The organism is Pseudomonas sp. IT-P176 (genome assembly GCF_949767245.1).
Lineage (GTDB): Bacteria > Pseudomonadota > Gammaproteobacteria > Pseudomonadales > Pseudomonadaceae > Aquipseudomonas.
In genome coordinates this window covers 24,422-51,258 of sequence record NZ_CATKPN010000036.1, presented here as the reverse complement: position 1 = coordinate 51,258, position 26,837 = coordinate 24,422, and the positions used below count along the sequence as shown (strand labels likewise).

The 26,837-nt window shown below is 61.4% G+C and carries 25 protein-coding genes; 14 read left to right on the top strand and 11 right to left on the bottom strand.

All coding sequences use genetic code 11. The annotated features are described in order from the left end of the window. Nucleotides 1-78 precede the first annotated feature (78 nt). The 6 genes from ACM6IP_RS09525 (at nucleotide 79) to lpdA (ending at nucleotide 7,652) form a co-directional block, all read left to right on the top strand. Nucleotides 79-1,320, top strand: coding sequence for an OprD family porin (locus ACM6IP_RS09525; protein WP_401125778.1), 1,242 nt, complete (start codon nucleotides 79-81; stop codon nucleotides 1,318-1,320). Nucleotides 1,321-1,447: 127 nt separating this feature from the next. Next, nucleotides 1,448-2,290: an SDR family NAD(P)-dependent oxidoreductase gene (locus ACM6IP_RS09520; protein WP_414861352.1), complete on the top strand. Its 843-nt coding sequence runs from the start codon at nucleotides 1,448-1,450 to the stop codon at nucleotides 2,288-2,290. 62 nt (nucleotides 2,291-2,352) lie between these two features. Then, the gene (locus ACM6IP_RS09515; protein ID WP_401125774.1) at nucleotides 2,353-4,545 is read left to right on the top strand and encodes a thiamine pyrophosphate-dependent enzyme; all 2,193 of its coding nucleotides are present in this window, start codon (nucleotides 2,353-2,355) and stop codon (nucleotides 4,543-4,545) included. Next, the gene (locus tag ACM6IP_RS09510; RefSeq protein WP_095170131.1) at nucleotides 4,542-5,027 is read left to right on the top strand and encodes a VOC family protein; all 486 of its coding nucleotides are present in this window, start codon (nucleotides 4,542-4,544) and stop codon (nucleotides 5,025-5,027) included. The genes ACM6IP_RS09515 and ACM6IP_RS09510 overlap by 4 nt, the downstream gene beginning before the upstream one ends. Further along, nucleotides 5,027-6,250: a pyruvate dehydrogenase complex dihydrolipoamide acetyltransferase gene (locus ACM6IP_RS09505; RefSeq protein WP_414861351.1), complete on the top strand. Its 1,224-nt coding sequence runs from the start codon at nucleotides 5,027-5,029 to the stop codon at nucleotides 6,248-6,250. Before ACM6IP_RS09510 ends, ACM6IP_RS09505 begins: the two co-directional genes overlap by 1 nt. A 10-nt stretch (nucleotides 6,251-6,260) precedes the next feature. Then, complete coding sequence (gene lpdA, locus ACM6IP_RS09500; protein ID WP_414861350.1) at nucleotides 6,261-7,652, top strand: dihydrolipoyl dehydrogenase; 1,392 nt, start codon at nucleotides 6,261-6,263, stop codon at nucleotides 7,650-7,652. A 6-nt stretch (nucleotides 7,653-7,658) separates the two neighbouring features. Here lpdA and ACM6IP_RS09495 read toward each other — a convergent pair whose 3' ends face one another. Further along, nucleotides 7,659-8,768: an acyltransferase family protein gene (locus ACM6IP_RS09495; RefSeq protein ID WP_414861349.1), complete on the bottom strand. Its 1,110-nt coding sequence runs from the start codon at nucleotides 8,766-8,768 to the stop codon at nucleotides 7,659-7,661. A gap of 306 nt (nucleotides 8,769-9,074) precedes the next feature. Between ACM6IP_RS09495 and ACM6IP_RS09490 the strand changes: the two genes are divergently transcribed. Then, a complete protein-coding gene (locus ACM6IP_RS09490; protein WP_414861348.1) occupies nucleotides 9,075-9,965 on the top strand; it encodes a methyltransferase domain-containing protein in 891 nt (296 codons plus the stop codon). A gap of 11 nt (nucleotides 9,966-9,976) precedes the next feature. Here ACM6IP_RS09490 and ACM6IP_RS09485 read toward each other — a convergent pair whose 3' ends face one another. Further along, entirely contained in the window at nucleotides 9,977-11,173 is a 1,197-nt protein-coding gene (locus ACM6IP_RS09485) for an MFS transporter (protein WP_414861347.1), read from the bottom strand. A gap of 155 nt (nucleotides 11,174-11,328) precedes the next feature. Between ACM6IP_RS09485 and ACM6IP_RS09480 the strand changes: the two genes are divergently transcribed. After that, nucleotides 11,329-12,255, top strand: a complete 927-nt coding sequence (locus ACM6IP_RS09480) for a LysR family transcriptional regulator (RefSeq protein ID WP_401125765.1) — start codon at nucleotides 11,329-11,331, stop codon at nucleotides 12,253-12,255. 122 nt (nucleotides 12,256-12,377) lie between these two features. Here the strand turns inward: ACM6IP_RS09480 and ACM6IP_RS09475 are convergent, their stop codons facing one another. After that, complete coding sequence (locus tag ACM6IP_RS09475) at nucleotides 12,378-13,013, bottom strand: TetR/AcrR family transcriptional regulator (protein ID WP_414861346.1); 636 nt, start codon at nucleotides 13,011-13,013, stop codon at nucleotides 12,378-12,380. An 84-nt stretch (nucleotides 13,014-13,097) separates the two neighbouring features. Between ACM6IP_RS09475 and ACM6IP_RS09470 the strand changes: the two genes are divergently transcribed. Continuing rightward, complete coding sequence (locus ACM6IP_RS09470) at nucleotides 13,098-13,745, top strand: NAD(P)H-dependent oxidoreductase (RefSeq protein ID WP_414861345.1); 648 nt, start codon at nucleotides 13,098-13,100, stop codon at nucleotides 13,743-13,745. On the opposite strand, the gene ACM6IP_RS09465 is transcribed toward ACM6IP_RS09470, so the two are convergent. The 3 genes from ACM6IP_RS09465 to ACM6IP_RS09455 all read right to left on the bottom strand — a co-directional run bounded on the left by ACM6IP_RS09465 (nucleotide 13,723) and on the right by ACM6IP_RS09455 (nucleotide 16,776). Continuing rightward, on the bottom strand, nucleotides 13,723-14,625 hold the full coding sequence (locus ACM6IP_RS09465) for an amino acid ABC transporter substrate-binding protein (protein ID WP_414861344.1): 903 nt from the start codon (nucleotides 14,623-14,625) through the stop codon (nucleotides 13,723-13,725). The genes ACM6IP_RS09470 and ACM6IP_RS09465 overlap by 23 nt on opposite strands. 45 nt (nucleotides 14,626-14,670) lie before the next feature. Beyond that, on the bottom strand, nucleotides 14,671-16,017 hold the full coding sequence (gene potE, locus ACM6IP_RS09460; protein ID WP_414861343.1) for a putrescine-ornithine antiporter: 1,347 nt from the start codon (nucleotides 16,015-16,017) through the stop codon (nucleotides 14,671-14,673). A gap of 87 nt (nucleotides 16,018-16,104) precedes the next feature. Then, nucleotides 16,105-16,776: a class I SAM-dependent methyltransferase gene (locus ACM6IP_RS09455; protein WP_095170142.1), complete on the bottom strand. Its 672-nt coding sequence runs from the start codon at nucleotides 16,774-16,776 to the stop codon at nucleotides 16,105-16,107. A gap of 153 nt (nucleotides 16,777-16,929) precedes the next feature. Here ACM6IP_RS09455 and ACM6IP_RS09450 point away from each other — a divergent pair, with 153 nt between their 5' ends. Then, nucleotides 16,930-17,592 carry a hypothetical protein gene (locus ACM6IP_RS09450; RefSeq protein ID WP_095170143.1) on the top strand — a complete coding sequence of 221 codons (663 nt, stop codon included), beginning with the start codon at nucleotides 16,930-16,932 and terminating at the stop codon, nucleotides 17,590-17,592. Nucleotides 17,593-17,684: 92 nt separating this feature from the next. After that, a complete protein-coding gene (locus ACM6IP_RS09445) occupies nucleotides 17,685-19,454 on the top strand; it encodes a SulP family inorganic anion transporter (RefSeq protein WP_414861342.1) in 1,770 nt (589 codons plus the stop codon). 21 nt (nucleotides 19,455-19,475) lie between these two features. Here the strand turns inward: ACM6IP_RS09445 and ACM6IP_RS09440 are convergent, their stop codons facing one another. Then, nucleotides 19,476-19,667, bottom strand: a complete 192-nt coding sequence (locus tag ACM6IP_RS09440; RefSeq protein ID WP_095170145.1) for a hypothetical protein — start codon at nucleotides 19,665-19,667, stop codon at nucleotides 19,476-19,478. Between the two features lie 213 nt (nucleotides 19,668-19,880). Between ACM6IP_RS09440 and ACM6IP_RS09435 the strand changes: the two genes are divergently transcribed. Further along, nucleotides 19,881-20,891 carry a GlxA family transcriptional regulator gene (locus ACM6IP_RS09435; RefSeq protein WP_095170146.1) on the top strand — a complete coding sequence of 337 codons (1,011 nt, stop codon included), beginning with the start codon at nucleotides 19,881-19,883 and terminating at the stop codon, nucleotides 20,889-20,891. A gap of 21 nt (nucleotides 20,892-20,912) precedes the next feature. On the opposite strand, the gene ACM6IP_RS09430 is transcribed toward ACM6IP_RS09435, so the two are convergent. Both ACM6IP_RS09430 and ACM6IP_RS09425 read right to left on the bottom strand, forming a co-directional pair. Next, the gene (locus ACM6IP_RS09430) at nucleotides 20,913-21,656 is read right to left on the bottom strand and encodes an outer membrane beta-barrel protein (protein ID WP_414861341.1); all 744 of its coding nucleotides are present in this window, start codon (nucleotides 21,654-21,656) and stop codon (nucleotides 20,913-20,915) included. A gap of 264 nt (nucleotides 21,657-21,920) precedes the next feature. Then, complete coding sequence (locus ACM6IP_RS09425) at nucleotides 21,921-22,808, bottom strand: LysR family transcriptional regulator (RefSeq protein ID WP_414861340.1); 888 nt, start codon at nucleotides 22,806-22,808, stop codon at nucleotides 21,921-21,923. A gap of 147 nt (nucleotides 22,809-22,955) precedes the next feature. Here ACM6IP_RS09425 and ACM6IP_RS09420 point away from each other — a divergent pair, with 147 nt between their 5' ends. Together ACM6IP_RS09420 and ACM6IP_RS09415 are read left to right on the top strand one after the other, a co-directional pair. Further along, nucleotides 22,956-23,729, top strand: coding sequence for an SDR family NAD(P)-dependent oxidoreductase (locus ACM6IP_RS09420; protein ID WP_414861339.1), 774 nt, complete (start codon nucleotides 22,956-22,958; stop codon nucleotides 23,727-23,729). Between the two features lie 42 nt (nucleotides 23,730-23,771). Further along, complete coding sequence (locus ACM6IP_RS09415) at nucleotides 23,772-25,070, top strand: MFS transporter (RefSeq protein ID WP_414861338.1); 1,299 nt, start codon at nucleotides 23,772-23,774, stop codon at nucleotides 25,068-25,070. A 239-nt stretch (nucleotides 25,071-25,309) separates the two neighbouring features. On the opposite strand, the gene ACM6IP_RS09410 is transcribed toward ACM6IP_RS09415, so the two are convergent. Beyond that, nucleotides 25,310-26,371, bottom strand: a complete 1,062-nt coding sequence (locus tag ACM6IP_RS09410; protein ID WP_095170150.1) for a hypothetical protein — start codon at nucleotides 26,369-26,371, stop codon at nucleotides 25,310-25,312. Nucleotides 26,372-26,452: 81 nt separating this feature from the next. Beyond that, nucleotides 26,453-26,833 carry a RidA family protein gene (locus ACM6IP_RS09405; protein WP_401125747.1) on the bottom strand — a complete coding sequence of 127 codons (381 nt, stop codon included), beginning with the start codon at nucleotides 26,831-26,833 and terminating at the stop codon, nucleotides 26,453-26,455. Nucleotides 26,834-26,837: the final 4 nt, after the last annotated feature.

Genomic DNA, 26,837 nt, shown 5'->3' with positions numbered 1-26,837 from the left:
TTTCACGCTGATCCCGTGGCGGCCCTTGTGCCTGCCAGGGATCGCTGCATCTGCAATCCACCAGGAATAACAATAACAATGAGCCTATCCAGACACTTCACTGTTCGACCGTTGCTATTGCTCAGTACTTTGCCGGGCTTGGCCTTGGCCCAGGAGCAAGGTTTCATCGAAGACGCTACGGCCACCGTGCAAATGCGCAACTTCTACTTCAACCGCGACTTCCGTGACAGCGGCGCTGCCAAGGCCAAGAGCGAGGAGTGGGCCCAGGGCTTCTTGCTCAACGCCAAGTCCGGCTACACCCAGGGCACGGTCGGTGTCGGTGCCGATCTGATCGGTCGCCTCGGCGTCAAGCTCGACAGTGGCGGCGGGCGCGGTGGCAGCCTGTTGCTGCCCGCCGACGGCAATGGTTCGGCCGATGACTTCTCCAGCCTGGGAGCGGCGGTAAAACTGAAGGTGTCGAAGACCGAACTGAAAGTCGGCGAACTGCTGCCGACTCTGCCGATCCTCCAGTACAACGATGCGCGCCTGCTGCCGCAGACCTTCCAGGGCGCCATGCTGACTTCCAGGGAAATCACCGGCCTGACCCTCAACGCCGGGCAGATGCGTTCGTTCACCCAGCGTAACTCCAGTGACCGTGAAGACCTGTTCATCGATGGTCGCGCATTCGCCACCTCCGATCGCTACAACTACCTGGGCGGCGAATACCGTTTTAATCAGGAGCGGACGATGGTCGGCCTGTGGGGTGCGCAACTGGAGGACATTTACCGCCAGCGGTACATCCAGTTCACCCACAAACAACCGGTCGGTGCCTGGACGCTGGGCGCCAACATCGGCTTGCTGGATTCCGAGGAGGAAGGCCAGGCCAAGGCGGGGCAGATCGACAACCGTTCGTTCTACACGGCCCTGAGTGCCGGCGTCGGTGGGCATACGCTGATGGCCGCTTGGCAACGCATGTATGGCGAGGATGGCACCATCTGGTTGAGTCCTACTACCACCGTGCTGCCCAGCGATATCCAGGTGCGCAATTTTGCCGCCGCCGAGGAGAAAGCCTGGCAACTGCGCTATGACTACAACTTCGCGGCCCTGGGTGTGCCCGGCATGAGCGCTTTCGTGCGCTACGTCAATGGCGACAATGTGGCGGTGGCCGGGGGCAATGGTGGCAAGGAGTGGGAGCGCGATTTCGATCTGTCCTACGTGATCCAGAGCGGGCCCTTGAAGAACCTCGGGTTGCGCTGGAGGAATGCCATGGTGCGCTCCAATTTTGGTCCGTCAGTGGACGATAACCGGCTGATTGTCAGCTATAGCCTGGCGCTGTTCTGATCGCTGCGGCGAGGTAATTTTGAATAAATTCCTTTGACAGACCCAGGGCCGCACGTTAGTTTCTGGCTACTGGTCTGACAAGTTAATCTAGATGTATGACCAGACAAAAAACACAAGTGAGAACCTCATGTCCCATCCAGTTCACTCTCCCATAACTACCGAACAGCCACAGTCCGCTGCAGCCGTTTTCCAGCACAGCGCCTACGCCGGTATTGCCGGCAAAGTCGTGGTAGTGACCGGTGGCGGTAGTGGCATCGGCCTGGCACTGGCCGAAGGTTTTGCCCGCAACGGCGCACATCTGCTGTTGATCGACATCAACGCCCAGGCCATGGCGGACGCCAAGAGCGCGTTGCAGCAAGGTTTCCCGGCGACACGGGTGGAATGTTTCCAGGCCTCGGTCACCGACGAAGTCGCGGTCGAGGCTGCCTTCGCTCACGCCAAGGGGTGTTTCGGGCGTATCGATGTGTTGCTCAACAACGCGGGCGTATCGATCAACAAACCGTCCCTGGAAATCACGTCCACCGAATGGCGGCGGGCGATCGAAATCAATTTCAACAGCGTGTTCTTCTGCGCCCAGGCGGCGGCCCGGCACATGATCGACCAACAGGGCGGGGTGATCATCAACACCTCGTCGATGTGGGGCGTGTCCCATTCCGCGGATCGCACCGCGTACTGCGCGACCAAGGCCGCCGTGGTGTCCATGACCAAGTGCCTGGCGGTGGAGTGGGCCCGGCATGGCATCCGCGTGAACGCCATTGGTCCTGGCTATACCCGCACTCCGCTGGTCGAAGAGCTGCAGCGTGCCGGGCGCCTGGACGTCGAGGCGCTGCGCCAGCGCACGCCTTTGCAACGCCTCGGCGAGCCGGGCGAGATGGCTGAGCTGGCGCTGTTCCTGGCGTCTGGCAGTGCAACCTTCATCACTGGGCAAATCTACGTGTCGGACGGCGGTTGGACCGCCAACGGCTTCTAGTCCGGCCTCGTTGTGCCGGCCCATCGTGGCCGGTCGATTGACGTTATTTGTGGAGAATTGAAATGCCGAAAAGTGTTGCCTTGTCACCGGCCTCGCCATGGGTCGAGCTCAGTTCCACCGACGCCGACTGGAAGCAGGCCGACCCTGCGTTGCTGGGCACCATGCTCAGTCAGTTGCACCTGATCCGTGCCTTTGAAGAAACCGTGCTGGAGTTGGCCGGTGAAGGCCTGGTGCATGGTCCGGCGCACTCGAGTATCGGTCAGGAAGGGGGGGCGGTAGGTTCGATCGTGGCGCTGGGCGCTGCGGATGAAGTCAACGGTTCGCACCGTGGTCATCATCAGTTCCTGGCCAAGGCGCTGGTGTACTTGATGCCCGAGGGGATCGATCCGCAAGCGCCGGTCAGCGCACCGATCCAGGACCTGCTGCAACGCACCCTGGCGGAAATCCTTGGCCTGGCCCAGGGCTTCTGCAAAGGCCGTGGCGGTTCGATGCACCTGCAGTGGGCCGAGGCGGGTGCCTTGGGTACCAACGCCATTGTCGGCGGCGGCGTACCGCTGGCCGCCGGTGCCGCCTGGGCCCATCGACATGCCAAGACCGACACCGTGGCGGTCACCTATTTCGGTGACGGCGCGGTCAATATCGGCTCGGTGCTGGAGACCATGAACCTGGCGGCGGCCTGGAAACTGCCGCTGTGTTTCTTTATCGAGAACAACCTGTACGCAGTCTCCACCACGGTTGACGAAGCGACGGCCGAACCGCGCCTGTCAGCACGTGGGCTGGGCTTCAATATCCCCAGCTGGAAGGTCGATGGCATGGACCCGCTGGCGGTTTACCTGGCCATGCAGCAGGCGCTGGCGCACATGCGTGCTGGCAATGGTCCGACGGTCATCGAGGCCGATGTGTACCGGTTCTTCCATCAAAATGGTCCGTTCCCCGGCAGCGCCTTCGGCTATCGCAGCAAGGAAGAAGAGCAGAGCTGGCGCGCCCGCGATCCGCTGGAGCGCCTGGCCCGGGAGATGAAAAAGCGCCAGTTGATTGACGATGCCGGCCTCGCCAACCTGCGCGAAACCATCAAGCTGGCAATGGCCCAGGCGGCGGCTGCACTGCTGGAGGCCGACCCTGCCGGGAAACCGGGCAAGCGGCGGATTCGTCCCGAATTATGGCCTTCTCCAGACTTTCGCGACGTCGGTATTCGCGGCGACCTCAGTGAGCTGGCCGACGCCCGCACCTGTGAGCAGTCGAGCTATCGCGGAAGTCTTGAGCAACGCAAGTTCATCGACGCGATCGCCGATGTGATGAACCGACGCATGGAAACCGATGACAGCATCGTCGTCATGGGCGAGGACGTGCACCGTCTCAAGGGCGGTACCAACGGCGCCACCCGTGGCCTGAAAGAGCGTTTTGCGCAGCGCGTCCTCGGCACCCCGATCAGCGAGAACGCCTTCTGCGGGCTCGGTGGCGGCATGGCCCTGGACGGCCGATTCAAACCGGTAGTGGAGTTCATGTACCCCGACTTCATGTGGGTTGCCGCCGACCAGGTGTTCAATCAGATCGGCAAGGCCCGGCACATGTTCGGTGGACAGAGTGACGTGCCGCTGGTGCTGCGCACCAAGATCGCCATGGGCACCGGCTACGGCTCGCAGCACTCCATGGACCCGGCCGGGATCTACGTGACCAATCCGGGCTGGCGTATCGTTGCGGCTTCCACGCCGTTCGACTACATCGGCCTGATGAATGCTGCGTTGGCCTGCAAGGACCCAGTGCTGGTGATCGAGCACGTCGACCTGTACAGCCATAGCGGCGAAGTGCCGGTGGATGATCTGGACTATCAGATTCCATTCGGCACCGCTGCCGTGCGCCGTGAAGGCCGCGACCTGACCATCCTCACCTACCTGAGCATGGTCGGGCACTCCCTGGAAGCGGTGGAGCAGACCGGTATCGATGCCGAAGTGATTGACCTGCGTTTCCTCGATCGTGCCAGCTTCGACTGGGCCACCGTCGAGGCCAGTATTCGCAAGACCAACAATGTGCTGATCGTCGAGCAGGGCGCCCGGGGCACTTCCTATGGTGGTTGGCTGGCAGACGAACTGCAGCGCCGTTGTTTCGACTGGCTCGACCAGCCGATCCAGCGCGTGACCGGCGGCGAAGGCTCGCCGAGTATTTCCAAAGTCCTGGAGCGCGCCGCTTGTGCCCGCACCGAGGAAGTGATTGAAGGCCTGCAACAGGTCATCCGTGAAAAAGGGGCACACCAATGAGTATGCAGATGCTGGTTCCAATGGAAGTGGGGATTTGCTGCGTCGATCTCCCGGCCCTCAGTCGTTTCTACCAGGACGTGCTGGGTTTTACATTTGTCGCCCAGGTGCAAGTGCCGGCGGCCGCCGCGCAACAGGTCGGCCTGAGCGAAGGCGGCTACAGCGTGGTGCGGCTACAGACTCCCTACGGCGAACGGATCAAGCTGCTGGCGCCGGAGCGCGCACCGACCCGGCAGGAGCCCGGCTTGATCCTCGACCGCCAGAATGCCAGTTACCTGACGTTCATTGTCGAAGACATCGCCAGCCTGGTGGCCGGCCTGAAAAGTGCCGGCGCGAGTTTTTTTGCCGGCGACGCGCCGATCCAGTTGCGTCCTGACGTCAAGGCGCTGTTCTGCCGCGACCCGGAAGGCAACGTGCTGGAGCTGGTGGAATACGCAGACATCGCCGCCTACCGTCCCGACCTGTCAAGCCTGCGGAGTGTCTGATGGCCAAGCTCTTACATATGCCCGAGGTGTCGGCCAACACGACTCACGCCGCGATCCAGAACTGGACCCTCAAGGAAGGCGACGCGATTAACGCCGGTGATTGCATCGCCGAGATCGAAACCGAAAAGGCCCTGGTCGAACTGGCGGCCGAAGAAGATGCGGTGCTGGGCAAGATCCTGGTCGAACCGGGGCGCGAAGTGGCAGTAGGTGCGCCGATCGGGGTGCTGTTTGCCCGCGGCGAAACCGATGTCGATATCGCTGCGCTGTTGGCCAAGGCCGGTGCGCTGGCGGCGGCCAATGAGCCGGTGGTGGAGGAGGCGCCTGTGCGCCAGGCCCGCGCTGAGGTGTCGCCGCTGATTGATGCGCCCACCCCCGGGCGAGTCTTCGCCAGCCCTCTGGCTCGCCGCCTCGCAGCGGCCAAGGGCCTTGACCTGACGCGCCTCGAGGGCAGCGGACCGAACGGGCGTATCGTCAAGCGCGACGTTGAAGCGGCGACCGTTGTCGCTGCAGCGCCGATACCTGCGCCAACGCCGGTATCGACCAGCGATTTCGATGAAATCCCCCACAGCAGCATGCGCAAGACTATTGCCCGCCGTCTGGTGGAGAGCAAGGCCACGGTCCCGCACTTCTATCTTGAGCTGGAATGCCGGATGGAGTCCTTGCTGGCCTTGCGTGAGCAAATCAACCAGAGCGCCCCGAGGAAGATTTCGATCAACGACTTCATCGTCAAGGCGGTGGCTGTCGCGCTCAAGCAAGTCCCGGCGATGAACGTGACCTGGACCGATTCGGCGCTGCGCCGCTACCACCATGCGGATGTCTGCGTGGCGGTATCCACCGACAGCGGCCTGATCACGCCGGTGGTGCGTAATGCCGACAGCAAGGCCCTTTCGCAGATCAGCGCGGATGTCGCGCAGTTGGCTGGGCGCGCCCGCGACGGACGCCTGCGCCCCGAAGAATACCAGGGCGGCAGTTTCACCATCAGTAACCTGGGGATGTTCGGCGTCGAGCAGTTCAGCGCCATCATCAATCCACCCCAGGCGGCAATTCTGGCGGTGGGTGCGACGCAGCAAAAGCCGGTGGTTGAAAACGGTGAGCTGAAGGTCGGTGCGGTCCTGCGCTGCACCCTTTCGGTAGACCATCGCGCCGTCGATGGCGCGTTGGCGGCGCAGTGGCTCGCCGTGTTCAAGGGCCTGCTGGAAAACCCGCTGGGTATGCTGATCTGAGGGAGTTGCCATGAGCGAAATGAAATTTGATCTGATCGTCGTGGGTGGCGGCCCAGGCGGCTACGTGGCGGCCATCCGCGCCAGCCAGCTCGGCCTGCGCACGGCGTTGGTAGAAAAGGCGCAACTGGGTGGGGTTTGCCTGAACTGGGGCTGCATTCCGACCAAGGCCCTGTTGCGCAGCGCCGACGTGCTGCGCCTGATCGGTCGCGCGAGCAGTTTTGGTCTCGAGGTCGGGCCGGCCAGGCCGGACCTGCAGGCCATCGTCAAGCGCTCGCGCGATGTGGCTGCCCAGTTACATCGCGGCGTCAGCGGGTTGATGAAAAAACACCGCGTCCAGGTGTTCAATGGGCATGCACGGCTGGAGGGTCCGCAGCGGCTGAAAGTGAGCGGGGAACAGGGCGATCTGAACCTGACTGCGCCGCACATTATCCTGGCAACCGGTGCCCGCGCCCGGGTGCTGCCGGGCATGGAGCCGGACGGCAAGCATTTCTGGACCTACCGCCAGGCACTGGTGCCGGACAGCGTACCCAAGCGATTGGTGATCGTTGGTGGCGGTGCGATCGGCATCGAGTTCGCCAGCTTCTATCACGCACTTGGCGCTCAGGTCAGCGTGGTGGAAATGGCTGATCGAATCCTGCCGATCGAGGACCAGGACATCAGCGCCTATGTGGCACAGTCCCTCACGCGCGACGGAATCCGCCTGTACACCGGCTGTGCGCTGCAAGGCAGCCAGGTGGAGGAGGGTGTGGTGCAGTTGCGCCTGGAAGGCAACAGCAACGAGAGGCTACAGGCCGATGTGGTGCTGGTGGCCGCGGGCATTGTCGGTAATGTCGAGGACCTCGGGTTAGAGGGCACCGCAGTCAAGGTGCAGCACACCCATGTGCTGGTGGATGAGTTCTGCCGCACGGGCGAGCCCGGGGTCTACGCCATTGGTGATCTGGCGGGGGCTCCATGGCTGGCGCACAAGGCCAGCCACGAAGCCGTTATCTGTGTCGAAAAGATCGCCGGCCTCAACCCCCATCCATTGGATCCGCGCAGCGTGCCGGCCTGCACCTACAGCCACCCGCAAGTCGCCAGCGTTGGCTACACCGAAGCCCAGGCGCGCAGTGCCGGTAAGACGCTCAAGGTCGGCAAATTTCCCTTCGGCGCCAACGGCAAGGCGATCGCCATGGGCGCCACCGAGGGTTTCGTCAAGGTGGTGTTCGACGCGCACAGCGGCGAGTTGCTGGGCGCGCACATGGTCGGCGAGGAGGTCACCGAGATGATCCAGGGCTACACCATTGCGCGGGGCCTGGAGACGACCGAGGCCGAACTGATCGACAGCATCCTGCCGCACCCGACGATGTCTGAAGCCATGCATGAAGCGGTGCTGGCAGCCTATGAGCGGGCGCTGCACGGCTGAGTGTCGCTAGGCTGTGGCTAAGTTCGATTTTGTTCTCGTTAAGTATTTTCCGACTCGCATCATCGGCCGTTCAATGTATGAATACGTGACGTGTGAAAAGACAACCGTTAACACGGTCGATGCGGCGATGGCTAAAACCACTGTGCTGGTTGAACTCATGCTGAGCGTATTGATTATGGCGAGGGTTAAAAATACAAAAATCATGTGATTTACGTAGATCGAATAGGAGATTTTTCCAAGGTAGGAGGCTGCTGTGCTGTTGAGAACGGCTGATAAGACTCCTTGCATGCTGTTCTTTTCAGGAGGCAGCGCGCAGTAAGATGAGGCAGCCCAGATTAACAGCGCAGCTGTATATTCCTGCATGAAGGGCAGTGCCAGCAGCGGTGGAAGCACTGATAGGATCTTTGATTTTTCGCTGTATTTGCTCAGGTAGGCTGTCGCAATCCCCACGGCAAAAAGCGATAGATATTGTCCGATGTATCCGCCACCCATGCTGCTGTTGAGTGAAATCATCAACATGATCAGTGCACAAAGCGCTGGCAGTTTGAGCAATCTTTTGGGTGCTCCCATGAGCAAATAGACGGCGGGAGCCAACACGTAAAATTGCCACTCTACCGACACGCTCCATGCTTGCCCCACCAAGGTGTACGCCGAGTTAGCCAGGAGACTGTCGGGAATCAGCCCCTGGATAAGTAATAGGTGGGCCGCTAAATGTTCACTCAAGTTACTTGTTGCACTATCAATCAGTGCGATTCTGGCGGCGGTCATTGGCGCAACGGGGGAGGTTAACAACACTTCGCGAGCAAAGGGCAGCATAAACACGGATATTGCCAGTGCTAGCAAGTACGCGGGAAACAGTCGAAAAGCTCTGTGTATGAGAAATGTTCGATAGCTGGGTTGTTCCCTGTCTAGCAGGCTGAATATGACAAACCCGCTTAATATGATGAACACTTGTACCGGTACTGTGTTCCAGAGACTGGCACTGGGTAGAGCGTGGCTTTCTGAAAGCCCGGACATCATATGCCCAACCACAACCCACAGCGCTAGGATCCCTCGAAGGCCTTCGAACTCTGAAACGAAGCCTCTGTTTCGCGTCTCGTTGATTTTTGTGCTCATCTAACAAGTCCACGCTTGATGTTTTCATTGGCTCGGTGCATAGCCGCCGAGTCTAACCGATGCCCGGCCCTGTGGGCGAACGGTCGTCCGTGCGCGTCATCAGTGCCGAGGGTATCAAGCCTGCAGACAGGCGATTTCAGCGATGCATGGGGATCACGTTGAGGGATCGCCGAATCAGGTCTATGCTTTTTTCTGGTTAAAAAGCACGTACAGACAGGTTGCGACGGGAAGGCTTCTGGATCCACGGTTAGACGGGAGCCCATTTGCATGCAGATCCGCGCTATGCGCTAGGAGCCACTCACGTCTATGAAACCCACGCTCGCAACGAAAGTACGCTCGGTCGGAACTGATTTTGACTCTCCATTTGTCATTGAAAATACCCTCGATGAGGTCGCGCAACGTGTCGCCGCGCAAGGCCTGAGTCTGGGGGTTGGGGACGGAGGGTTACATTTCGATAGTCGTCGTTTTGCGGTAACTGTCGAGTACATGAAGACCTATGGATTACATCAAGGGTATTGCCTTGAAATCGGTAGTCTTGAATACCTTAGCTCTCGTGTGATCTGGTCTTTTTTTCCAGAAGCCACTGTACGAGGCACTTCCCATGACCTGCGCAAAGATCCAATCCCCTATGCCGATAATTCTATTGATCATGTGATCTGCACAGAAGTCATCGAACATATTTCAGATATAAATTACGAGCAGGCAACCACCTTGGATGGCGTATTTTTTTTCCTTGGTGAAGTGCATCGAGTACTGAGAGTGGGTGGCAGGGCGCTGATTTCTACTCCCAACGCCAGCAGTTTGTGGGCGCTCCAACAAGCGCTGGTGAAAAATGCCCCGCTGATGTATGACTGGCATTTCCGCGAATTTACCCTCAGCGAGATGCAGCAAATCGTAGAGCATGCAGGTTTTAAAATAGTTGCTCACAATACTGAATTCGTCTGGCATCTCTGGGATTTCACCCCACTCGAAAATTTTCTCGCTAGCTCAGGTTATGATCTTTCCGGGCGCGGCGATGACCAGTTCATTGTCATTGAAAAAGTCTCGGCTCCAGTCAAAAAGCCCCATCACTTGATGCTCCCTACCAAGGAACAGTGGAAAGAGCGCGGTGTGCGCCTGTTAAGAAATAATCTAAAACGCACATTTTATAACTTTAAGCTTTGGCTGAAAGTCAAGGTGAAGACACTGCTTCGATAGCGGATTGCTGGTCAGGTTTTTCTACCTGTCACCAGGCCAGAAGCCCCGAGAAAGTAAAACACCCCACCGGCAACCACAAACCCCCCAAGCATGTAGAAGATAAAGTGCGCAGGCTGGCTCGCCAGGACCATACCGCACAGCACCGGCCCCAGTGCCGCGCCGAGGTTGCTGAGGTTTTGTGCGCCGTAGTACAGGCCCCGAAGAGGGGCTGGGGCAATGTGGTCGATGAACATGTATTCGGCGGGGAACACGATGATTTCGCCGAGGGTGAAAATGGCCATGGACAGCACCCAGAGCATGACGCTGGTCGAGAGGGCAAACCCGCCCAACCCCAGCAGGAACATGCTCAAGCCCGCCGCCAGCCAGAGGTTCAGCTGGCGCTGGGAGATCCTCCGGCCGATCAGGTATTGCAGGCTGATCACCATGACGGCATTGGTCGTGACCAGGGCGCTGATGACCTGATAAGCGAACTCGGGCGTGGTCGTGACCACCAGGTACTGCGAGAGGTAGGCCGTGAACTGACCAAAGACCACGGCACTGAGCAGCCCGCCCAGGGTGAAGCAGACCAGTCGCCGGTCCTTGAGCAGCAGTTTGCCCGTCGCCAGAAATGCGCCGGGCGCACGGGTCGTATCAAGCACCTGCAGCGCTCTGTCGCCCCACCGCCAATAGACTCCGAAGAAGCCTGCGCCGAGCCCCGCGGACAACAGGAAAGGCAAGCTGATATCCAGCCGGGCCATCCCGGCGCCCAGCAATGGGCCGACGGCGTAACCGATATTGCTCAGGGTGTACTTGATCGAAAACACCCGGCTGCGCTCGCCTGGTGCGAGCAGGCGGCCGAACCCGGATTTGACCGCGATATCGATTACCGCAAATGCCAGGTTGATCACCACCAGGCAGAGGTAGAACAGCCACAGGTTGCGCGCCAGGAACGTGCCGAGAAAACCCAGGGCAAACACCGCGCTGCAAACCAGGATCAGTCGGTGGCTGCACACTCTGTCCACCAGGAAGCCGCCGTAGAGGCTCAACAGCGACCCGACGATCAGGCTGCTGCCAATCACCAGTCCGACATTCGCCACACTCAAGCCGAAGTTGGCGCTCAAGTAGATCACTAGATAGGGCAGGGTGACTGCCCGCGCCAGGGTCAAGACCAGGGAGGCACTGAGCAGTAGTTGTACTGTGCGTGGATAATTTTTCAGGGTGGCAAGCATCCGTTCCTCATCGTTCAACGGGGTGGATTCAGCAGCGTTGTCAGGCGCGGGGCATTGATAGATACGCTGGAATCCAGCTTACTGGGGAATGCTGTTCGGATTGGTGATGGTTTTTCCACTGCTACCGGAATCTGATTCATTAATGTGGGACGTGTATGTTTTCTTCAGAACGCTTGAAGGGCATCGATGTGTTTGTCTGTGTCGCGGACGCTGGCAGTTTCCGGGTTGCCGCCGAGCGGATGCACCTGACGGCCTCGGCCATCAGCAAAAGCATCGCCCGCCTTGAGGCGCGGCTGGGGGCGCGGTTGTTCCAGCGCACGACGCGACGCCTGGCATTGACTGATGCGGGGATGACGTTCTATCGCACCTGTAGCGGGGTGCTGGCCAATCTGGAAGAGGCAGAGCTGGCGCTGCATAGCGAAACCACTGAGCTTCAGGGGCGGGTTCGGCTGGACCTTCCCGGTGCCTTCGGCCGGGCCCAGGCACTGCCACTGATACTGCAGTTTGCCCAGGAGCATCCGCGGCTGCTGCCGCATATTTCATTTTCCGACCGTTACAGCGACCCGATTGCCGAAGGTGTCGACATTGTGGTGCGCATTGGGGGCGCGGACATCTGGCCCGATACCCTGGGGCATCGCTACCTGGGCCGTGAGTGGCATGTCTTCTGCGCGTCACCCGCGTACTTGAGCCAGCATGGCACGCCCGTGTCCGAGGACGATCTGCAGCATCACCAGTGCATCGCCTACGGCTGGGTCGATGGCAACGTCAGCCCGTGGAGCTTTGCCGGCACCCGCGCCGGGGAAACCGAGCGCCGGCAGGTGCCTGCCACGCTGGTGGTGGGGGATGGCGAAGGATTGTTGGTCGCGGTACTGGCGGGGGGTGGAATTGCGCAACTACCGACGTGGTTGATCCAGCAGCACCTGGAAGCGGGGACCCTGGTCGAAGTGCTCCCTCGGTTGGCAACCGACGGCCAGGCGATCAACCTGGTCTGGCAAAAAAGCCGCCAGGCACTTCCCCGCATCAGTGCCTTGCTGGAGGTCCTCGCCACAGGCCTGAAGCCGTCCAGTGGCAACGGCGTGTGAGGCGGTCTGGCTGGGAACACCCCGTAGCAGCTGCCGAAGGCTGCGTTCGAGGACACAGTCCTCGCCTAGGGAGGGCACAATAAATTGCCGCAGGCGAGCTAACGCTCGGCCTGTTGCAACGTTTACTCAAGGCCTGCCGAGCTGCCACTGCGTTCGACCATCGCGACGATGGTTGCAAACAGTTCGTCTTGCGCCTCGGTAGACGTGATTTCAGCCGTCGTGGCGGCGTGGGAGAGCGCCTCGGCGGCACCGAGCATCGCTCGCAGGCCGGCGGCTGCAATCTGCCCACCCTTGGCGAAAGGGACGAGGGCGCTGCGGCATTTCTCGATGAAGATCGCCTGGTACTCAGCCTTGATTTTTTCCAGCTCCGGCGAGCTCGCCAGCGCTGCGATCACCCCTGGTATCTCGTTGCCCTGTAGCAAGACGCACTCGACATAGGAGCTGGCGATTACACTCGCCCGACTGGCCAGGGTCGGTTCGCTAGCCTCGAGCGCCGCATCCATCAGTGCCGTTTGGCGTCCGTCGAAATCCTGATAGAGCGCCGCCAGCAGCCCCGGCCGGGTGATGAAATGGTCATAGACCACGGGTTTGGTGACTCCGGCTGCTTCGGCCAGGCGTCCCAGGGTCAAGGCCTCGGTGCCTTCCTCCCGGACCAGTTGCCAGGCGACATCCAATAACTGACGCAGACGGTCTTCGCGAGACAGGCGGCGGCGCGCTGGGGCGGTGGGATCTGACTGAGGCGGTTGGCGACTTGACATGCTTATATACCAAACGTAACTTAGTGGCGTTAACTTACTAAAAGTATATAGCTCTCGTCCTCACCCGTCAGCAGGAGTTTTGCCATGCATGCACTCATCGTGGTCGCTCATCATGATCCCCGCTCGCTGAGCCAGAGTATCGCGGCGCAGATCGCCCAGGGCCTGGCCGATACTGGCAACACATTGGAAGTCGCTGACCTGTGGGCGGAAGGTTTCGACCCCAGGTTTGGCGCTGCCGATTTTGCCGTGCATCACCGCCAAGCCCCGGCGCCTGCCGAGGTGGCGGCCGAGCAGGCGCGGATCGACCGCGCCGATGGCTTGGTGCTGGTGTATCCGGTGTTCTGGTGGTCGATGCCGGCGCTGCTCAAGGGCTGGATCGATCGAGTGTTCAGCAATGGCTGGGCGTTCGATTTCACCGCCGATGCGCCACTGCTGAAAAAACTCCAGCACCTGCAGGTGCACCTGATTGGGGTCGGTGGCGCGGACCGCGGCACCTACGAACGGCACGGCTATGGGCTGGCGATGAAGACCCAGATAGATCACGGGATCTTCGATTACTGCGGGGCCCAGGTCATGACGTCTGAGTTACTGCTGGAGTCGGAAACCCAAGACCCGCGAGCGCATCTGCAACTGGCGCGGCAGTTGGGGCGCAGTCTGTCCAGTGCAACGATCGCCGATCGCGCAGTGCGGGCTCCCGGCCCGGTCGCGCTCAAGGAATCGCATAGACCTTGAACAGCTTTTTCGCCGTCTCGCCGACACCGCCCAGGTGCTTGGCGTAGGCCTGTTCGATCTCGCCCGAGCGATACATCTCACTGAAGACGGTGTCCACCAGCAGGCGCAAATCTTCATCCTCGCGCGCCAGCGCCATGGCCGTCGGCGAGTACTCGAACACTCGATCCAGCAGGACCAGGTTGGCGGCGGGTTGATTAGCGAGCAGGTTGCTCAGCAGCATGCGTTCGGCGAAGAAGGCATCGGCCTGGCCTTCGGCGACCAGCTTGAGGCCCGCCGCGGTGTCCGGCACGGTGACCAGGCTGGACACCACGCCCAGCAATTGCATTTGCTGGCGGATCCAGGCTTCGGTGATGCCGCCGGCGGTAGTGGCGTAGGTCTGGTTGGACAGCCCATGATTGACGGTCGCGCGCCAGGTCGGTCCGGTCCGAGCGACCTTGCCCTCCAGCACATTGAGCAGCGATTCGGATGCATCCTGGCGCACCACGACCGACAGGCCCGCGGTGTAGATCGGGATCGAGTAGCTCACCCGCTGGCGCCGCGCCAGGGTCGGTGGCGTCGGCGTACAGAGGATATCGACCTTGCCTGAGCTGACGGCCAGCATCTCGTCGTCGTTGGCCACCGGTTGGTAGCGCACCTGCAACGTTGGTAATCCCAGCTCGTTCTTGAGCTTGTCGGCGACTTTCAGGCACAGGTCGATGGCATAGCCGTTGGCGTTGTCGCCAGTCTGGACGCTAAAGGGGGCGAAATTCGCCAGGTAACCGAGGGTCAAGGTATGGCTCGCCCGCACGCGCTCCAGGGTACTGGCGCTGGCGATCATCGGCGCCATTGCCAGCAGGCAGGTAAAGAGCAGGTGGGTAGTTCTGGTGCGTTGTTGATTCATCGTCTGGCCCCGCAGTCGGCTGTCTGTGCGATCGGCAAATCAGTGCTAGGGATTACCGGTCCCGGTCCCGCTCGGGGCGGGTGCCTGGATGTCGACAAACCGCTTGGAGAGGAAACCGTAGAGCAAGTAACCGAATGCCAGGACAATCAGGCCGCCGAACACCGCATCCTTGCCGCAGGCATACAGGGCGTACAACGAGTAAGCCACGGCGATCAGCAACAGCAGGGTGTTGCGGGTGTAGATCGCCGTGCTGACCCGGGCTTTGTACATCATCACCATCAGCCCGGTGGCAGCTGTCACGTAGGGAATCAGGTTGGTCACCGCCGCCAGGCTCACCAGTTTGGCGAACTGGGCGCTGGCATTGGGCGAAATGGTCGACAGCGCCATCAAGGTCTGCAATACGCCGCACACCAGCATGCCGATGATGGGGGCATCCTGCGCACTGACCTTGCTGAAGAATTTCGGGAACATCCCTTGGTCAGCGGTCATCTTTGCGGTTTGCGCCAGGGTGAACTGCCAGCCCAGCAGTGAACCGACACACGCCATCACGGCCAGCGCCATGACGATGTTACCCACCATGGGGTTGAACATATGGGCATAGACGAGCGCGAAGGGCGCGGTCGAGTTGGCCAGTTCAGCGTTGGGGATCATGCCTTGGATCACCGTCGTCGACAGCACATAGACCACGGCCGCACCGAGGGTGCCGAACAGGCAGGCCAGAGGTACGTTGCGCTTGGGGTTCTCCACCGCATCGCTGGCCTGGGCCGCCGACTCCATGCCAAGAAACGCCCACAGGGTCAGGGGAATGGCCTTGCTGATGGCTTCGGAGATCGGCAGCTCATTGGGGTTCCAGGCGGCAATCAGCACCTCGGGCTTGAACCAGAACCAGCCGATGATACTCAAGCCGGCCACCGGGACAATCACCCCCCAGACGGTCAGCGCCCCGATCTTGCCGGTGATTCGCGGGCCACCGAAGTTGGCCACGGTGGTCAACCAGAGCAGGCCGACTGTACCGACGAACAGAGGAATGGCGCCACTGCCCAGCCAGGGCAAGAACGCGGTCATGTAGCCCACCGCAGAGATGGCGACGGCCACATTGGCGATGCCCAGCGAGAGAAAGTACAGGTACGAACAGAGAAAGAAGCCCGATTTGGCGTGGGCCTCCTCGGTGTAGGCGGACAACCCGCCAGAACGCATGCAATAGATGCCGCACTGGGAAAAACAATAGGCGATGGCCATGGAACCGATGGCTGTGACGATCCAGGACAGCAACGAGACGGCCCCCAGTTGGGCCATGCTCGTCGGCAGCAGGATGATGCCCGACCCCATCATATTCACCGTCACCAGCGTGGTGAGCCCGGTGAGGCTCATTTTTTTGCTTGAGTCGGCCATCAACCACTCCTCGATCCACATTGCCCCCGGCAGGTGAAATCAGCGTAGCAGCGAGATTGGAAAAGCTATTGAGTACCTGCGGGTCTTTTAGTCCTGGCGCTGGGCAATCAACAGCAGCGACTGCGGCACCGGGCTCTGTGGGTGCTGCGGTTCCTGCAGGGCGCTCAGGCGCAAACCAGCCATGTCCAGGGCGTTGAGCCAACTGGACAAGGTGCGCATGTACCACGGCATCGGTTGCCAGTCGCCCTTGAACCCGGCGAAGGTTTCTTCGCGCCAGCCGTCCTGATATTCGCCCGCCGCCGCTGTCCAGGGGTGCAGGGTCTGGATCAGCAGGGCGCCGCCCGGAGCGAGCAGGGCGTGCAGGGCGGCGAGCAGGGGGATGATGTCCTGGTGCAGCAGGGCGAAGTTGGCGCAGATCAGCGGGTACTGGTTCCCGATGTCGACCCGGGACTCGACCAGCGCCTCGTAGCTGGCCAGGTGTACGGGCGCCGAGCCTGCTGCCCGCGCGGCCTCCACCAGGGTTGGCGCGCCATCCACGCCGACCGCCTCGATCCCGCGTTTGCTCAGCTCACGCAACAGCCAGCCCTCGCCGCAACCGAGGTCGAGCACGCGTTCGGGCTGGCGCCCCAGCACCGCCAGCAGGATCGCCTGGTCGGTGACCTGCCGACGGCTTTCAATGCTGCCGCTGCGCACGGCCTCGATCCAGGATGAGGCGTTATGGTGCCAGCTTTGCAGCAGGGCGGATTCGGCAGTGGGCATCTCGACCTCCAGGCCTTTGACAGGCAGCGCGAACAATTTTTCACACTACACTGAATCTGGATCGGGCCCCAGAGGCTGGCGTTATCCATGTTCTGGCCTAGGTATTTTGCACAACGCGCAGCAGATCGAATTAACAGTGATGAGGATCAGTGCATGGCCAACACCGACCACGCAAAGTGCGCCCGGGTCCTGGACCCCGTCGAACGAGTCACCGAAGTTATCTTCGGCCTGCTCATGGCAATGACCTTCACCGGCACTATCAGCGTCGCTACCGGCGGCCAGGAGGAAGAGCGCACGATGATGATCGCCGCGTTGGGATGCAACCTGGCCTGGGGCCTGGCCGATGCGGTGATGTATCTGCTGCGTAGCCTGATCGAACACAGCCGCAAGCGCTCCTTGCTCGACAGCCTGCGTGGCGGGGCGGACCCGGCTGCCGGGCGAGCGTTGATCGCGCAGGCATTGCCTGGGCGCCTGGTGGCCGCGGCCGGTACTGAGGAGCTGGAGGCGTTGCGCCAACGCTTGCTCCAGCACGCGACGACGGCGGTGCAGCCGCGCCTGGGCTGGGATGACTTCAAGGGGGCTGCCGGGGTTTTCCTGCTGGTGGTGTTGTCGACATTTCCGCTCGTGGTGCCGTTCCTGCTGCTCGACCAGACGGCGCTGGCGGTACGTCTGTCCAACTTGATCGGGCTGCTGGTGCTGTTCATTGCCGGTTGGGTACTGGCCAAGTATGCCGGTGGCAAACCCTGGCAAGGCGCCCTGACCACAGCCACCACCGGTGCTGCGCTGATTGCCGCGATCATCGCCCTCGGCGGCTGAGCGCCGCGCTGCGTACCTGGGCATCTGGGTGATAGCCAGTCCTGTTGCACGTTGATTTTTCCATTCGCTCTACAGTAGAAGGCCACCACCCCATGAGCCAGACGGATCCCTTGTCTCCCGCCCCGGAACCGGGACGCATCGCCCATCGCCAGTCCAGCGACAGCCAGCCGGGCTGGGCCCGCTGGCTCCCCGGCCTGCAAACGCTGCGGCAGTACCAGCTCGCCTGGTTGCGTCACGACATTGTCGCCGGGCTGGTGCTGACCACCATGCTGGTTCCCGTGGGCATTGCCTATGCGGTGGCGTCGGGCGTCCCCGGTATCTATGGGCTCTACGCGACCATCGTTCCGCTGCTGGCCTATGCCTTGTTCGGCCCCAGCCGGATCCTGGTGCTGGGGCCGGACTCTTCCCTGGCCGCGGTGATCCTCGCCGTGGTCCTGCCCCTGTCCGGTGGCGATCCGCAACGGGCCATCGCCCTGGCAGGAATGATGGCGCTCGTCTCCGGAACCGTGTGCATCCTGGCGGGTATCGCGCGCCTGGGATTCATCACCGAACTGCTGTCCAAACCGATTCGTTATGGCTACATGAACGGGATCGCCGTGACCGTACTGATCAGCCAGTTGCCCAAGCTGTTCGGGTTCTCGATCGACTCCGATGGCCCGCTGCGTAACCTGTGGTCGATCGCCACCGGGGTGCTGGACGGCAGGAGCAACTGGACCACCTTTGCCGTGGGCGCTGCCACCCTGGCAGTGATCCTGCTGCTCAAGGGCAGCAAACGTGTGCCAGGCATCCTCATCGCCGTAGCCGGCGCGACAATCGCCGTGGGGGTGCTGGACCTTGGCGCGCGGGCCGGGGTGGCGGTGCTGGGCTCGCTGCCGCAAGGGTTGCCGGCATTTGCGCTGCCGTGGATCACCCGTGCCGATATTGTCCCGGTGCTGATCGGCGGTTGTGCCGTGGCCCTGGTGTCGTTCGCCGACACCAGCGTGTTGTCACGGGTCTATGCGGCGCGGACCCGCACTTATGTCGACCCGAACCAGGAAATGGCGGGGTTGGGTTTTGCCAATCTGGCCGCCGGGTTTTTCCAGGGGTTTCCCATTAGCAGCAGCTCTTCGCGCACCCCGGTAGCCGAAGCTGCCGGGGCCAAGACCCAACTCACCGGGGTGGTCGGTGCGCTGGCGGTGGCCGGGTTGTTGATGGTCGCGCCGAACCTGTTGCAGGACCTGCCCAGCAGTGCCCTGGCCGCCGTGGTAATTGCCTCCGCCATCGGCCTGATCGAGGTCAGTGACCTGCGCCGGATTTATCGTATCCAGCGCTGGGAGTTCTGGTTGTCGATCGTCTGCACCATCGGTGTCGCCGTATTGGGTGCGATCGAGGGCATCGGCCTGGCCATCGTGATCGCCATCATCGAGTTCCTGTGGGATGCCTGGCGCCCTTATTCCGCGGTGCTCGGGCAAGCTGCCGGGGTCAAGGGTTACCACGACCTGCAGCGTTACCCCAACGCGAGCCTGATCCCGGGGCTGGTGCTGTTTCGCTGGGATGCGCCGTTGTTTTTTGCCAATGGCGAGCTGTTCAACGACCGCGTGCTGCAAGCCGTAACAGCCTCGCCAACGCCGGTGCGCTGGCTGGTGGTTGCGGCGGAGCCAGTGACCAGTGTCGACGTGACGTCCGCCGACATGCTGGCCGAACTGTACGACACCCTGCATGCGGCAGGAATCAGATTGTGCGTGGCTGAGATGAAGGACCCGGTCAAGGACAAGCTCAAGCGCTTCGGACTGTTCGACCGGCTTGGTGAAGCGGCGTTCTTTGCAACCATCGACGACGCCGTCGACAGCTACCTGGCGCTCGCGGGGCAAGATCAGCGCTGAACACTTGGCTGCCGTTAATGGCTACATGCGGTGCATGCGCGGCTGGATCTGTTGGCGGGGCACAATCGCCGAGCCGGATCGATTGTTGCCCCCGTCCAGGGTGGCCGGGTTCTGTGGGGTGGCGGGGTCGGTACTGCTCTGGTCGTGGCAGGACGCGCCGCTGAGACAGATCGCGGCAGCGAGCAGGACAATCGGGCTCAATGACTTGAACATGCTTATCTCCGACGTTTGGCGGCCAGGCAAGAGGAGCCGGCACCCCGTACCTTGAGCGTAGTCGATTGCATCGCCGGCCAGGTCCGGGTCGACCAAGTGCCGAGACCGCCCCGTGACAGCACTAGGGCTTTGCCCGCATCTACAGTTACCATTGGCTTTTTCGCAACGCAGCAGACACCTGCCTGGTGCAGCTATTCGAGTGGATCGAACGTGATGGAGCGACGGCAATTCAGCGGTGGCATGAAGGGCAAGAATCTTCGGTACCTGAAGGAAACCCCCAACGCCATGCCGGCAACGGTTCGTACCGGGTTTGTGCTGCTCGAGCATTTCTCCTTGCCGGCATTCACCCAGGCGCTGGATACCCTGATCACCGCCAACCTGCTGCGCCCTGGGTTGTTCACCACCCGCACGTTCGGCCTGGGTGAGTCTGAGGTGATCAGTGACTTGGGGCTGGTCATTCGCCCGGATGCGCGTCTTGATGCGGGTGCGCTCAACGACCTCGACCTGCTGGTGATTTGTGGCGGTTACCGCACCGAACTCAAGGTCAGCGATGAGTTCATCGGCTTGCTCAAGACCGCAGCCGAACGGGGCACCCACCTCGCCGGACTGTGGAATGGTGCCTGGTTCCTGGGCAGGGCGGGCTTGCTGGACGGCTATCGTTGCGCGATTCACCCCGAACACCGTCCCGCGCTCACGGAAATCGCCCGGGCCACCCACGTCAGCAGTGAGCCCTACGTGATCGATCGTGACCGGCTCACCGCGTCCAGCCCTTCGGGGGCCTTCCACATGGCGCTGGACTGGATCAAGGGCCTGCACGACAAAGCCCTGGTCGAGGGCGTCGAGGACATCCTGGCGTTCGAGGAGTCGCGCTACCGACGCATCAAGCCAACGGAAAACGTCTGCCTCAGCGCGCCCTTGCGCGAAGTGGTGAAGCTCATGGATGCCAACCTCGAAGAGCCGCTGGAACTCGAGCAACTGGCGGTCTATGCCGGGCGTTCGCGGCGCCAGCTCGAGCGCTTGTTCAAGGAACAATTGGGCACCACGCCGCAACGTTATTACCTGGAACTGCGCATAACCGAAGCCCGTCGCTTGCTGCAGCACACCGAACTGTCCCAGGTGGACGTCCTGGTAGCGTGCGGGTTTGTCTCGCCGAGCCATTTCAGCAAGTGCTATAGCGCATACTTCGGCTATCGGCCGTCCAAGGAGACGCGCCTGGTCAAGTAAGGCGAACGTCGTGAGCGGCAGTTAAAACACGATGCCCAGTTTTGCCCCGTATTCATTCCTGATCTGCTTGTCGTAATGAGTGAAGTCAAACTGACCCTCAGGGTCATAGTTGAAACGGTTGTAGTACAGGCTGGCGATAATCGGCAAGCTGCCTTGCTGGTTGAACAGCAGGCTTAATTCAACATAGGGGTCGGTACTGTCCTGCAAGTCCAGGGTCTGATTGGAAACGCCCTGGATATCCAGTTGCGCTTCGCCCTGAAGGGATCTTCGCGCGCCGGCTTCAAGGCGCAGGACAGCAGTATCGAACTGATGGTTATAGCCAATCGCAACTTTGGCGAAGGGGCTGCGATTGGTCAGTTCAATATCGTATTTGTTATAGCCCGGATCAAATCGATTCCATTTGTAGCCAGCGCCAACCAGCAGGTCGAGAAAGTTGTTGGCATCCAGCGCCAGGCGCCAGCCCAGATCCAGGTCGGCCTGCAGGTCTTTGACTCGCTGCCCCTGTTTTTCCGAGTACTGGCCACTGATTTCGGCCTGAAACACCAGGCCGGCATGGCCGGTCAGCTTGTTGCCGTAGTTGAGGAACACTCCGCCTTCGGGCATGCGCTCGATGTCGTTGCTTTGCCCTTTGAACTCCAGTTCGCTGTAACTCCCGAGCAAGCCCACTGCAAAAACTGGCTCGGTACTTACGGCCGCAGTGGAGTTGGGCGCAGCAGTTGCCGCGATAACTGCGCAGGCAACAACAAGCATATTTATTGTTTTCATAAGAACTCCAGCAGCGCGCCGCAGGTCCGTTATGGATTGCTCTTATGACGAATGTAGTTGTTTTGTTGGTGGTCATTTGTGGCGCGGAAGCGACTGGCGACGAATGGTTGGTTATATATGGATCCAAGTTGTCGAAGTATGCGTATTTGTTGGGTTTTGTGTTTTTAATTATTTTTCAGGGTGTTCGATTATGCGGATTGTAGTTGCGGATGATTTTCGTTAGTTGGACTTTTAATTGGCGTCAAAATTTAAAATTGGATGTTTTCAAGTAACGTTTTTGAACACTTTGTTTATCAGGTCGAATACGTTACTTTTTACCGCGCTGTTCAAGTCGACCCAGGCCAGTCCAGTGGTGGCGCGGTAGTCGCCCAATTCCAGAGGACGGGACAGCACATTCGCCGGCAGTGCGCGTCCGGCATTGGCGGGCAACAGGCCGACGCCGAGTCCGGCGGAAACCAGGGCCAGCATGGTGGTGAACTCGCCCAGTTCGGCACTGATCTGCAGCTGGATGCCGTGGCTGGCCAGCGCTTGCATCAGGCCATCGTAAAAGCCGGGGGCGTAGCGTCTGGCGAGGATGTACACCGGCACCCCGGCAAGAGATGCCGGCGCCAGGCTGGCGCGTGTGGCCAGGGGATGGTCGCTGGGGAAGGCCAGCATCACGGTCTCGCGCAGCACTTCGAGGGTCTGGATCCCGGGAATCACCGCCGGCAAGCGCATCAGGCCAAAGTCCAGCTGGCCGCTTTTCAGGGCCGTGGCTTGCTCAGGTCCAGACATGTCCTTGAGTTCCAGTTCGATCCGCGGGAATTGCTCATGCAGCGAGCGCACCAGGGTGGGCAACAGCTGCGGCAGTACCGAGGAGACGAAACCCAGGCGCACCCGGCCGATTTCCCCGCGCCCCGACGCCTTCGCCACATCCACGGCGTGAGCCGCCTGATGCAGGGTCGCCAGCGCTTCCGGGAGGAATATCGCGCCGACCTCGGTCAGCGCCACCGAGTGGCGATTGCGCTCGAACAGGCGCACCCCGAGCTCATCCTCGAGCAACTTGATCTGCATGCTCAAGGCTGGCTGCACGATGGACAGCCGTTGCGCGGCGCGGCCGAAATGCAGCTCCTGGGCCAGGGTCACGAATGAGCGCAGTAGCTTGATTTCCATGCAGGGACTCCGGGAAGGCGGGCGCCAAAGAGGTTGATCATAGAATTTGATCACCAGATCAGCAATCACCATTGGACGCTGTGGGTGGGCTGCGGTGAACTGCTGCCAAGGCCGTTCGACAACAAAGGGCCATTGACGGAGAACAGTATGGGATTCACCAGCGACAGCTTTCGACTGGACGGGCGCAGGGCGCTGATCACCGGTTCAGGCAAGGGCATTGGCCTGGAACTGGCCCGGGGTCTGGGTGCTGCGGGCGCCAGGGTGGTGATCAATGATCGCAATGCTGACAAGGCACGCTTGGTTGCCAGCCAACTGCGAGAGGAAGGGATCGAGGCCGAATTTGCCGTGTTCGACGTCACCGATCGGGTCCAGCTCCTGGAGGCGATCAACCACCTCGAAGCGAACAGCGGGGCCATCGATATCCTGGTCAACAACGCCGGGATCCAGCGCCGTGCACCGCTGGAGGATTTCGACCCCAACGACTGGCACGAGCTGATGCGGGTCAACCTGGACGGGGTGTTCCATGTCTCCCAGGCCGTCGCCCGGCACATGATTGCCCGCGGTCGCGGCAAGATCATCAACATCTGCTCGGTGCAGAGCGAGCTGGCGCGGCCGACCATTGCGCCCTACGCCGCCGCCAAGGGCGCGGTGAAAATGCTCACCAAGGGCATGTGCGCCGAGTGGGCGCGCCACGGCATCCAGGCCAATGGCCTGGCCCCTGGTTACTTCGCTACCGAGATGAACCGCGCGCTGGTGGACAACCAGGAGTTCTCCCAGTGGCTGTGCAAACGCACGCCGGCCGGGCGCTGGGGGCGGGTCGAGGAGTTGTGTGGCGCGGCGGTCTTCCTCGCTTCGCCGGCTTCCGACTTCATCAATGGCCAGACGCTGTTCGTCGATGGTGGCTTGACCAGCGTGGTCTGAACCGAACACCCGTCGTTATAAAAACAACAACAGGGGACACCCATGAGTGCACTCAAAGAGTCGTTACTGCCGCTGACCGATAACAGCGTTCAGCAGACCAAGGTCCAGGGCTTTGCCAGCAAACGCTGGTGGTACCTGATTCCGCTGATATTCATCACCTATAGCCTGGCCTACCTGGACCGCGCCAATTATGGCTTTGCCAGTGCAGCCGGGATCGAGCAGGACCTGGGTATCACCAAGAGCACCTCGTCGTTGATCGGTGCCTTGTTCTTTCTCGGCTACTTTTTCTTCCAAGTGCCGGGGGCGATCTACGCGCAGAAATACAGCGTACGCAAACTGGTGTTCTGGAGCCTGATCCTGTGGGGCTTCTGCGCCATGGCCACGGGGCTGGTGACCAATATACCGATGCTGATGATCATCCGGGTTTCGCTGGGCATCGTCGAAGCGGCGGTGATGCCGGCGATGCTGATTTTCATCAGCAACTGGTTCACCCGCAAGGAGCGTTCGCGGGCCAATACCTTCCTGGTGCTGGGCAATCCGGTGACGGTGCTGTGGATGTCGGTGGTCTCGGGCTACCTGATCCACGCCTGGGGCTGGCGCGAAATGTTCGTCATCGAAGGCGCGCCTGCCGTGCTGTGGGCGTTTGTCTGGTGGCGCCTGGCGCGGGACAAGCCCGAGCAGGTCGACTGGCTCAGCCGTCAGGAAAAAGACCAGTTGGCCGCGACCCTGGCCGAAGAACAGAAAGGCATGCCAGTGGTGCGCAACTACCGCCAGGCGTTCACCAGCCCGATCGTGATTCAGCTGTGCTGCGTCCATGCGCTGTGGAGCATCGGGGTCTATGGCTTCATCATGTGGCTGCCGACCATCATCAAGCAGGCGGCTGCGGCGGACATCGTCACGGTTGGCTGGTTGAGTGCGGTGCCCTATGTCGCGGCGGTCGGCACCATGCTGGCGGTGTCCTGGGCCTCGGATAAATCCCAGCAGCGCAAGCATTTCGTCTGGCCGCTGCTGGCCCTGGGGGCACTGGCTTTCTTCTGCTCCTACCTGCTGGGTTCCAGTCATTTCTGGTGGTCGTTTGCCTTGCTGACCCTTGCCGGTGCCGCGCTGTATGCCCCGTACGGTCCGTTCTTCGCGCTGATCCCGGAGATCCTGCCGGCCAACGTGTTCGGCGGGGCCATCGGCCTGATCAATGCGTGCGGCGCCCTGGGGGCCTTTATCGGCTCATGGATCGTTGGCTACCTGATCGGCCTGACCGGCAACCCCGGCGCGGCCTACATCTTCATGACGGCCGGGGTGCTGTCGTCGGCCCTGTTGATGGCCTGGGTGAAGGTCACGCGCTAGGGCCGCGTCGTGGGAGCCTGCCGGCGATGGTCGTTAACGATATCGCATGCATTCAGGGTGCACGCGGTGTTCTCCAGGCCATCCCTGGCCAACACCAACCTCGGATACGCCGCAAACCCTGTGGGAGCCGGCTTGCCGGCGATGGTCGTTAACGATATCGCGTGCATTCAGGGTGCACGCGGTGTTCTCCAGGCCATCGCGAGCAGGCCGCAAGCGGGCACCCGCTCCTACAAAAGGCCTTACACCGCGGCCGCTGCGAGACGGTCTCGGCGCAGCCAGCCGATCAGGACGGCGGCGATCAGCAGGAAGCCCAGGTAGCCGAACAGCGGATACACCTGGCCCACCAGGCTGATGAAACCCACCAGGCTGCCCACGAAGGCCAGGGCGCCGGCCGCGGCCGAGCCGATGCGGAACTTGCGAGTGCCGGCAGGCAGCAGGCGGGCCGAGAAGGAGTAGAGCGTGCCGACGGCGGTGTTGAGGATCATGCAAAAAATGATCAACGCCATCAGCAGCCCGAGCGCCGGGGAGATCTCGGTGGCGATCGACAGCATCGGCATCGGCAGGTCCGCCACGCTGTCCAGGCGCGACAGCAGGCCCAGGCTCATCACCAGCATCAGCAGACCCAGCGCCGCACCACCAAGGATGCCGCCCCAGACCGCCTGCTTTTCGGTTTTCGCCGCGCCGCCCATGATCGCCAGGATCGGCACCCCCGCCACAATGTTGTACGACACATAGAGCAATGCCCCCAGCAACCAATGGCTGGCACCGGCCTGTTGCTGGCTGGCCAACTGATCGAGCTGGGCGAATTCCAGGTCGCGGCTGGCCACGCCATACAGTGCCACTGCCACTGCGGTGAGAATCAGAAAGGGCGTCGCAGCACCGATCATGCCGATCACCTTGTGCACGTCCAGGCACACCACCGCGACCACGATCAGGGTCACCAGGACACTGCCGAGCACCGCCGGAATGCCGAACTGCTGCTCCAGCAACGCCCCCCCGCCTGCCAGCATGACCACGGTCACGGCGAACATGAAGAAGGTGATCATCAGGTCGACAAAGGTCCCCAGGTAGCGGCCGCACAAGGCGTACACCACGTCTTTGTGGGAGGTCGCCTGCAAACGACTGCCCATGCCGGCCAGCGCCATGCCGAGGAAGGTGAACAGTGCGGCGCTGACCACCGCGCCGAGCAGGCCCCAGACGCCGAAGTCGACGAACATCAACAACAGCTCCCGGCCCGAGGCAAACCCCGCGCCGACGATGACACCGACAAATGCACCGGCGATTTTCAGACTTTCTTTCATGACCAATTCCCTCGATCTATTGTTGTTATGGGCTTCGTTGAGCCTCTACGGGGTATTGCACTGCTGCTTGGCCGGGGTGGTTCAGGCGGTTGCGCCGACCCAGGCCTGGACTTCGATTTCCACGTCGACGCCGAGCGCCAGGCCGGCGCTGACGGTGGAGCGCACCGGGAAGCCGTTGCTGAAGTGACGCTGGTACTCCTGGTTGAAACCGGCGAAATGCTGCATGTCCGACAGCCAGACCGTGGCCTTGACCACCTGGTCGAAGCCCACGCCGCATTCGGCCAGGGTTTCGCCGATGCGGGTCATCACGGCGGCGGTTTGCGTGGCGATATCGCCGCGCACCACTTGCCCTTCGGCGGTCATCGGGATCTGCCCGGAAAGGAACAGCAAATCACCAACCCGGATTGCCTTGGAGAAGGGGTAGGGCAGGGTGCTGGGGTAGCGCTGGAGAGTGTTGGACATGGCA

What these genes read in the sequence shown, in the direction of transcription:
- ACM6IP_RS09455 (WP_095170142.1), bottom strand. Translation starts at nt 16,776, where the DNA reads ATGCCCACTGCCGAATCCGCCCTGCTGCAAAGCTGGCACCATAACGCC.
- ACM6IP_RS09475 (WP_414861346.1), bottom strand. Translation starts at nt 13,013, where the DNA reads ATGTCAAGTCGCCAACCGCCTCAGTCAGATCCCACCGCCCCAGCGCGC.
- ACM6IP_RS09515 (WP_401125774.1), top strand. Translation starts at nt 2,353, where the DNA reads ATGCCGAAAAGTGTTGCCTTGTCACCGGCCTCGCCATGGGTCGAGCTC.
- ACM6IP_RS09525 (WP_401125778.1), top strand. Translation starts at nt 79, where the DNA reads ATGAGCCTATCCAGACACTTCACTGTTCGACCGTTGCTATTGCTCAGT.
- ACM6IP_RS09410 (WP_095170150.1), bottom strand. Translation starts at nt 26,371, where the DNA reads ATGAAAGAAAGTCTGAAAATCGCCGGTGCATTTGTCGGTGTCATCGTC.
- ACM6IP_RS09465 (WP_414861344.1), bottom strand. Translation starts at nt 14,625, where the DNA reads ATGAATCAACAACGCACCAGAACTACCCACCTGCTCTTTACCTGCCTG.
- ACM6IP_RS09520 (WP_414861352.1), top strand. Translation starts at nt 1,448, where the DNA reads ATGTCCCATCCAGTTCACTCTCCCATAACTACCGAACAGCCACAGTCC.
- ACM6IP_RS09450 (WP_095170143.1), top strand. Translation starts at nt 16,930, where the DNA reads ATGGCCAACACCGACCACGCAAAGTGCGCCCGGGTCCTGGACCCCGTC.
- ACM6IP_RS09470 (WP_414861345.1), top strand. Translation starts at nt 13,098, where the DNA reads ATGCATGCACTCATCGTGGTCGCTCATCATGATCCCCGCTCGCTGAGC.
- potE (WP_414861343.1), bottom strand. Translation starts at nt 16,017, where the DNA reads ATGGCCGACTCAAGCAAAAAAATGAGCCTCACCGGGCTCACCACGCTG.
- ACM6IP_RS09480 (WP_401125765.1), top strand. Translation starts at nt 11,329, where the DNA reads ATGTTTTCTTCAGAACGCTTGAAGGGCATCGATGTGTTTGTCTGTGTC.
- ACM6IP_RS09440 (WP_095170145.1), bottom strand. Translation starts at nt 19,667, where the DNA reads ATGTTCAAGTCATTGAGCCCGATTGTCCTGCTCGCTGCCGCGATCTGT.
- ACM6IP_RS09445 (WP_414861342.1), top strand. Translation starts at nt 17,685, where the DNA reads ATGAGCCAGACGGATCCCTTGTCTCCCGCCCCGGAACCGGGACGCATC.
- ACM6IP_RS09415 (WP_414861338.1), top strand. Translation starts at nt 23,772, where the DNA reads ATGAGTGCACTCAAAGAGTCGTTACTGCCGCTGACCGATAACAGCGTT.
- ACM6IP_RS09405 (WP_401125747.1), bottom strand. Translation starts at nt 26,833, where the DNA reads ATGTCCAACACTCTCCAGCGCTACCCCAGCACCCTGCCCTACCCCTTC.
- ACM6IP_RS09510 (WP_095170131.1), top strand. Translation starts at nt 4,542, where the DNA reads ATGAGTATGCAGATGCTGGTTCCAATGGAAGTGGGGATTTGCTGCGTC.
- ACM6IP_RS09485 (WP_414861347.1), bottom strand. Translation starts at nt 11,173, where the DNA reads ATGCTTGCCACCCTGAAAAATTATCCACGCACAGTACAACTACTGCTC.
- ACM6IP_RS09490 (WP_414861348.1), top strand. Translation starts at nt 9,075, where the DNA reads ATGAAACCCACGCTCGCAACGAAAGTACGCTCGGTCGGAACTGATTTT.
- ACM6IP_RS09435 (WP_095170146.1), top strand. Translation starts at nt 19,881, where the DNA reads ATGGAGCGACGGCAATTCAGCGGTGGCATGAAGGGCAAGAATCTTCGG.
- ACM6IP_RS09420 (WP_414861339.1), top strand. Translation starts at nt 22,956, where the DNA reads ATGGGATTCACCAGCGACAGCTTTCGACTGGACGGGCGCAGGGCGCTG.
- ACM6IP_RS09495 (WP_414861349.1), bottom strand. Translation starts at nt 8,768, where the DNA reads ATGAGCACAAAAATCAACGAGACGCGAAACAGAGGCTTCGTTTCAGAG.
- lpdA (WP_414861350.1), top strand. Translation starts at nt 6,261, where the DNA reads ATGAGCGAAATGAAATTTGATCTGATCGTCGTGGGTGGCGGCCCAGGC.
- ACM6IP_RS09505 (WP_414861351.1), top strand. Translation starts at nt 5,027, where the DNA reads ATGGCCAAGCTCTTACATATGCCCGAGGTGTCGGCCAACACGACTCAC.
- ACM6IP_RS09430 (WP_414861341.1), bottom strand. Translation starts at nt 21,656, where the DNA reads ATGAAAACAATAAATATGCTTGTTGTTGCCTGCGCAGTTATCGCGGCA.
- ACM6IP_RS09425 (WP_414861340.1), bottom strand. Translation starts at nt 22,808, where the DNA reads ATGGAAATCAAGCTACTGCGCTCATTCGTGACCCTGGCCCAGGAGCTG.